Below are 7156 nucleotides of genomic sequence, written 5' to 3'. Positions count from 1 at the left end.
ATATACATACACTGGCTTCCCATTCAGCGCCATTGTCACCGCTACCACCGCCACTACCTATGCAACCACCACCGTTGCCTACTGATGATTAATTGATCCTAGAGCGTTCTAAGATCACCCCTGCTGCTACAGGGGTGATATGTTTTATTTATTTTTTTGATTTTGTATCGTAGCAAGTTCAGTCTGTAGTCCTGCTGTTTTCTCTTGTTCTGCGTAGTAATTGGCTGATAGTTCCTGGTATTGCTTGTCTAGCGCTTTGTGTTCAGCGCTAAGCGTGGCTTGTGCTTGGGTTAGTTTATCATTCATGTCTGATAGCTTGTCACGTTCAGTGGTTATGGCCTTTAACTCCCCTTTGATCTCTGCGGTAGCCGTTTGTATCTCATTGCGTTCAGCTGTGACCGTCTTTAGCTCTACCTTAGTCTCTTTAAGTTCCGCCTTTAAACGTGCAATCTCTGCTTTATCGCTGTCAGCTGTGGCTTCAAGCGTAGCTACCTTACTTAGACTAGCGCTAAGCTCTACAGACTGCTTATCCAGTACGTTACGCACCTCTGTCAGCTGTGATTGTGCGGTTTCTGCTTTAGTTCGTTCAAGCTCTAATTGATGCCTAGTCTCTGATAGCGTCTGTTTGGTAGCATCATGGTCAGCTGTGGCTTGCTGTGCGCTTTTAGTTGCCGTCTCCGCAGTGCCGGTCACATCGTCCAGTTGCTGTAGTAGATCCGCTTGTTCCCCCTCCAAAGTCTTAACCGCTTCTTGCGCTTCGTCCGTTTCTGCTTGTGCCTTAGCCTTTACCACCTCTAGGGCTTCACGCTCTTTAGACAGCCTATCACTTGCCATATCAATAGCCGTCTGCCACATATCAGCGCCAAGCGTGTGCAAGCGTTCAGTAATGCCGCTAGGTAAGTCCACTTGCTGTAGCTCTTGCTCCTCCTGCTGTTCTCGCTTCCAACTCTGCATCGCATCACTAATAGTAGTGAATGAGCCACCGCCCAATGCTTTGCGTACTTCTGCTAGTGTCGGCTTAATCCCTTGCTCTTGTAATCGGTCAGCTGCTGCATGAATATCTTGTGTCGTGAGTGCCATGATTTTGTATTCCTTGATAGTGTATTGTAGTATGTTGTATATAGTATAATACAATATACAACATACTACAATATAGGATATAAAAAAACCCCCGAATAATTTTGAGGTTAGCTTAGGCAATCTTTTCAATTACTCTTTTGAAAGAACACAAATATGAATTATAGTAAACATTATTCTTATCTTTAAAACAGGTTCATGCTATGAAGCAACTTCTACTTGTTATAGCGCCTATTTTACTAATGGGGTGTAGCCCAAGCAGCGCAGAGGATGAGCTTTACGGCTCAGGCTATATCGTAGTAGATGAGTCATCGTGGGGCGAGAACCATACGACCCCTTATCCGTTTACGGCAGCAGGAGAGATTTCATGCGGATCTCATCCTGAGTTTGGGCGTGAGGTATATTTTGAGCCTGAAGGGTACATCGGTGAGTCCAGTATCGGTACACCACTCAATAAATCAGCAGTAGATAGCTTAAATCAAGCCAATATGAGCGCAAATGTGCCCTACAGCATCAAAAAAGGCGCTGATCTTAATGAAGCCATACAAGCAGGATTGAGAGTCTGTGATGAGTACCAAGACTATCTACAAAATGGTTGATTCACAGTTTAATGAACATCAAATAATTTAAGTTCATTTTAAATAATTTAAGTTCATTTTAGGTGGCCAAGACATTAACCTGGATACCATGCAACGTGTGAATAGTGGTTTTCATGAATGTATCGACTATTAAAAATCTTATCATAGCTAACTTCGTCATCTGTTAACTCAGTGCTGTTTTTAATGAAGTAGCCCTCACCATTTATGCCAGGTATAAGATCGTCATAGATTTGCTTGTATTCGCTAATTGTGACGATTTCTCCATTATCTAAGTTATCTATTATCATGTAGACACCCTTGTTATTCATAGTCCAAGTATTCTCTTATCGGACGTTTTTTATTAAAAGGCTCATGGTCTTTCTTGATACGTTCAATAAACTCTTTAGACCATAGGTTCATATCTTGATTGATTGGACTTGTCGAAGATACCATGTGACCGAAATCTTGACAAAATTTAGGGTTTCTTGTGATACGGCCTAGCTGAGCGTCCGATAATCCGTCAATCGTGAACATATCGCCATTATCAGGGTCACGCTGTTTGATCGCCTTGTTAGGCTTGTCCTGTGGCTTCTCGTGAACAGTAAATGTAAAGCCTGTAATCGTTCTGCCTTTCTTGACTTGTGAATAACTGACTTTAATATCAGTACTCTTATTTATTTCTTTAACAGCCTTATGTAATACGCCAGTCTTAAAGTCACACATCCGTTCGTATTCACCATCTACCACCCCCATCTGACCTCTGAATACTGCTAGATCAAATATTGGCGTTTTCTTAGCTTCACGCCACTGTATTAGCAGCTCATACAAGCGCACTGAGTACATACTATTAAGTGATGATGTTTGTTCTAACGTGTATTTTGTGAAAAACTGCTCTACACCGTTTATTCTTGTTATCTCATTTATAACCGCAGGAGTAAATATAATCTCAATAGTACCTTCATCGTGCTTGTACTTCGCTTGACTGATCCAACGCGACTTAACAGGGTTACCGTCCTTTTCATCTAAAAAAGTAAACCTACGCTCGAACAAGTTCTCTTCTGCTTTTTTAAGTACATCATAAGCACCTTGTCTTGTTGTTCCAAACGCATCTGCATATCTCATAGCTTCAATAGATAATGGTTTGTCTGCCGACAATCCTTCATTTTTATCCCTGCTGTCAATAATTGCCAACTGGATCAGTCTGATTTCAGCTAGCGTAAGATTCTGTATAGCTGTGTTAAGCCTATTTGTTTTAACTATAAGTTCCATTTTTTTGTCGTCCACGATTACCCCCACGAATTAAACTATCTATACTCGATACGGACTAATATAGCACCATTATAACGATAAATAAATACTTATCGTTATAAGGTAAGTAAACGTCGTGCTATAGGTAAGTAAACGTCGTGCTATGGGTAAGTAAACGTCGTGCTATGGGTAAGTAAACGTCGTTATATCAACCCTACAGCCCTTTAATACCAATGCTTACAGAGCGTCTAAAAGCATTAAAAGCATTAAAAGCATTAAAAGCCTTTTTGGTTGTGGATAACTGATAAAAAAAGAGAAGAAAAAAGAGCTAAAAACAGCAGTTTTTAGTAAAAAGCTTCCAATCAGCAGATTGGAGTAAAGCTACAGAGAGAAAAGCTAGATCAAAAACTATTTTAGTCTATAAGAAACATACATATTAGTATAAGATAAACATACCTAAAAAGATTTTCAAGAAATTCCGTATGTTAGCGTCAATTATCCAGTAGTATATATGGTAACAATCAATGTTACGGGCTGAACGCCCTACATTGATTTTAAAGGGCTGAACGCCCTTTATACCACACATACTACTGTGTTTAGTCTGCGGGGGATTGACCCCCACAGACTAAAAGCCCGTCAGGTGCTGCGCACCCGACAAACGCAACTTCTGGGGTAAAAAGCCACCCCAAGTTACGTTTGTCGGCTACTGGCCGACGGGGGGCTAGCCCCCATGACCTACCATCGTCCTTAGGGGTCGATTGCACTATCGCTGGACGCTTGTGCTACGGTCATGGCTCCCCCACGCAGTCAACACTAGGGTGATTGACTGTGCATTTTCTGGACGAAAATACACCCTTCGGGCTTGCGCTGCCCATGGGGGCAGCGTTCCCCAAATTCAGAATTAGGAGTTTTAAATGTTACTTGGTGATAAGGCCAGGCTTAAAGAGGTACATGATCATATAGCGGCGCTATCTGATGCTAAAGACCTCTTAGGGGTGAATATAGAGCGCAGAAAGCTTGTCGTTAGGTGGCTTTATATTTTTGGTTATTCAAATAGAGAAGCGTTACTAAAACTGACCAATGCTAAAGGCAGCACAGGCTATCGCTTTATCGCTGATTTAATCAAACACGGATATATTCAAAAGTTTAAGAACAACTTTTACAGTAAAGATTTACTGATGCTAGGTAAGCAGGGGCTTGGCGTATTGCTTGAAGATAGAATTATTGATGACAACCAGGCAAAGCTACCGAATAAACGCAAATTCATTGACTCAAGCCGTGTTCATCATGAAGTTGGGCTACATAAGTCTGTTTTAGCGTATTTGTTAAGGCAAACCAATAGGCTTAAATTATTAGAAATAAGCAAAGAAATTCGATATAAGCCTTTGATGGTTGATGCGCTACTACGTTTGGATGTTGTTAAGGCAGAAGCAGTGATTGATATTGCCTTTGAATATGAACGCACTGAGAAATCACGCCAACGTATCGAGTATTTGCTTGTTGAACACATGAAAAATATTGAAAAAGGCCATTACTACATGACTGTTCTTTGTTTTGATAATAAGGTTTTGCATGATTATTATTTAAAGATCATGTTGGCACAACCTAGAGAGTGGTCTAAAAATAAGAAAGGTCAGTTGTATGGTGCTAGAGCTTATAACTCAACTAGAGCAATTAGAAATAGATTCGATTTTATGTTGATAAATGGTACTAACTCTAAAACAACTAAATTAGAGCATATAGAGCAAGATAAAACGCATAGGTTGCACTCTTATCTAGCCGAGGTTCAACGAAAAGAAGAAGATGATAGGGAGGTAGCGGAAGAGGCTGAATATGACCGTAGAGAGCAAATAGAGGAAGATTTACGCCCAAAACTGATCGAGCAGCTAACTCCGCAGCTTGAAAAGCAGATCGAGGAGCGTTTACGTGCTGAATTTGAAGCACAGTACAACAAGCCGAAAGGGTTGCTTGGCAAGGTGCTTGGTAACTAGTTTATTATTAGATATCGAGATGAATCGAATTATTTTCTTAAGGTAGAAAGAATGAGGACTCAAGTTAATTTAGATTTATTTTCTAATGAAAATGAAGTGCAAGACTATAGAAGACAAAATACCGATATAAAATTCATAGATTTATTCGCTGGTATTGGTGGTTTTCATCTAGCTCTCTCAAGTTTAGGTGCAAAATGCGTATTTGCATCTGAGAAAGATAAGTTCGCAAGGCAAACATATAAAGAGAATTTTGATACTACAAATTTTGAATTTAATGATGACATTAGAAATATCTCTCCTGATCAAGTCCCTGATCACGACGTATTATGCGCAGGATTCCCTTGTCAGCCCTTCTCTCAAGCTGGATTAAAAAAGGGGTTTAAAGACGGTGAGGACTCAGAACGTGGCAATCTGTTCTACTGTATTTTAGACATATTAGAAGCAAAAAAGCCTAGAGCCTTTATCTTAGAAAATGTAAGACATTTGATTAAACATGATGAAGGAAGGACGTTTGAAACTATTCAAAAGCTATTGAAAGAAGCTGGTTATAGTGTTCAGTATCAGGTACTAAAAGCGTCTGATTATAATATTCCACAACTAAGGCCTAGGGTGTTTATAGTTGGTTTCAGGGGGGGGGAGGATTTACCGCCTTTCATTTTTCCTCCGAAAGTTCCCTTAACCTATACAATGTCTGATGTTTTTCAAGGTGATTGTGAAAGAGAGGTAGGCTTTACACTTCGTGTTGGTGGAAAGGGTTCAACGATTGATGACCGTAGGAACTACGAGTTCTATCGTGTAGATGGTGAAGTGAGGAGAATCGATATACCAGAAGCTAAAAAGATCATGGCTTTACCTGATAACTATACGTTCCCTGTATCAAAGAGCCAGACTATGAAGCAGCTGGGTAATAGTGTTTGCGTGGAAGTTGTTAGAAAGGTAGCTGAATCTGTCTTCAACTACTTAGATGTTAATTCAAACTCATTGGAAGAAAAAGATATGCCAGTAACTAGGAATAAAGGTGAATTAAGTGAGATATACGCTTTATTGAAGGTGATTTATCAAGAAATAATAGCTTATGGCGATCTAAGAGCTAGCACTACTGACGACACTATCAAAGTTATGAAAATCCATTTAGATAATAGTGACATAGAGCTAAAAGGTGTGCACTGCTATATATATGATAACGAAGATAAAGCTACCCTTTATGATAAATCACAGATAATAAATGAAGCAGAACTAAACGATATCCTATCCCATATAATGAAAGGAAAAGGTACTTTCAATAGCGGAGTACTTGATTCAAAAGTTAGTTTATTAGGAATGGATAAGTCAAAAGGAACTTCCCAGGAAAAAAGTGATCTAGTGCTTTCTTTCTTAGAAAAAGGCATTGAGAATCTCAATCAAGGTACAAGTATAAAATCTTTTTTAGGTGGATCACCAACACTGTTGAACGCATCTCAAGCAACTAATTTTATATATGAAGTTGAAGGTCTAGATAGCCAAAATATAGATGAAATCAACAATATAGAAACTAGTAGTAAAATAAAAGATCGTATAGCTAGAATAGAGAGTCTAGGAGGATCGCTCAAGTTCCAAAAATGTGAAAACAGTATTTATGAATCAACGCTTAGAAAAGTAGATAGTAAGATGCCTGAGATCCTGGCAAGTGCTTTAAAAAGCTTTTTCTTAAAAGAAACAAGTAATAGACTAAGTAACTATGTAAGCAAGCAGATAGCAGATCCAAGTAGGCAGCAAGAAGTGGGTTGCAGGTTGAAGGATTTTATTAAGTCTACTATGTTAGGGATCTTCCCTACTCGGGATTGGGATGGAAACCTTAAGGCCAATGCAGTTTTACTGGTGAATAAAGATGGAGATTTAGTCTTTTATCATACAAACAAAGAAGCTACGCTCAAAGATTTTTTCTACCAGCAGACGTTTTTTGATACCCCATCAACCACAAGGCATAGATTCGGTAGTGTATATCGCGAAAGCAATGGGAAGATTTACTTTAAACTAAATTTACAGTTAAGGTTATCTGATAAAATAGCTTAAAAACGCCATTTGATTGGACGGAGATCAATCATGATTAGCAATGCGGATATGTTTCTTCTGGACTTAGATATTTATGGCGTACCAGCAACATACAATGATGAAGCTGACTTTTTAGATGATGATTGGTCAGTGAATATACATACACTGGCTTCCCATTCAGCGCCATTGTCACCGCTACCACCGCCACTACCTATGCAACCACCACCGTTG

Annotated in this window: 5 protein-coding genes; 3 read left to right on the top strand and 2 right to left on the bottom strand. The window is 39.4% G+C overall.

The genetic code is table 11. From position 1 onward, the window contains the following. Positions 1-144 precede the first annotated feature (144 nt). Positions 145-1080 carry a DNA-binding protein gene (locus ACTXGO_RS07850; protein WP_443543684.1) on the bottom strand — a complete coding sequence of 312 codons (936 nt, stop codon included), beginning with the start codon at positions 1078-1080 and terminating at the stop codon, positions 145-147. A gap of 200 nt (positions 1081-1280) precedes the next feature. Here ACTXGO_RS07850 and ACTXGO_RS07845 point away from each other — a divergent pair, with 200 nt between their 5' ends. Beyond that, positions 1281-1676 carry a hypothetical protein gene (locus ACTXGO_RS07845; RefSeq protein ID WP_443560321.1) on the top strand — a complete coding sequence of 132 codons (396 nt, stop codon included), beginning with the start codon at positions 1281-1283 and terminating at the stop codon, positions 1674-1676. Between the two features lie 300 nt (positions 1677-1976). Here ACTXGO_RS07845 and repM read toward each other — a convergent pair whose 3' ends face one another. Then, the gene (gene repM / locus ACTXGO_RS07840; protein WP_443543690.1) at positions 1977-2939 is read right to left on the bottom strand and encodes a replication initiation protein RepM; all 963 of its coding nucleotides are present in this window, start codon (positions 2937-2939) and stop codon (positions 1977-1979) included. 878 nt (positions 2940-3817) lie between these two features. On the opposite strand from repM, the gene ACTXGO_RS07835 reads away from it, so the two are divergent. Beyond that, a complete protein-coding gene (locus ACTXGO_RS07835) occupies positions 3818-4894 on the top strand; it encodes a hypothetical protein (RefSeq protein ID WP_443543689.1) in 1077 nt (358 codons plus the stop codon). Between the two features lie 51 nt (positions 4895-4945). Further along, the gene (locus ACTXGO_RS07830) at positions 4946-6946 is read left to right on the top strand and encodes an HpaII family restriction endonuclease (RefSeq protein WP_443543687.1); all 2001 of its coding nucleotides are present in this window, start codon (positions 4946-4948) and stop codon (positions 6944-6946) included. The last annotated feature ends 210 nt before the right edge of the window (positions 6947-7156 follow it).

Source organism: Psychrobacter sp. T6-1 (assembly GCF_052258445.1).
Note: the sequence above shows the minus strand (reverse complement) of the source record. Positions and strands in the feature narration are given on the sequence as shown.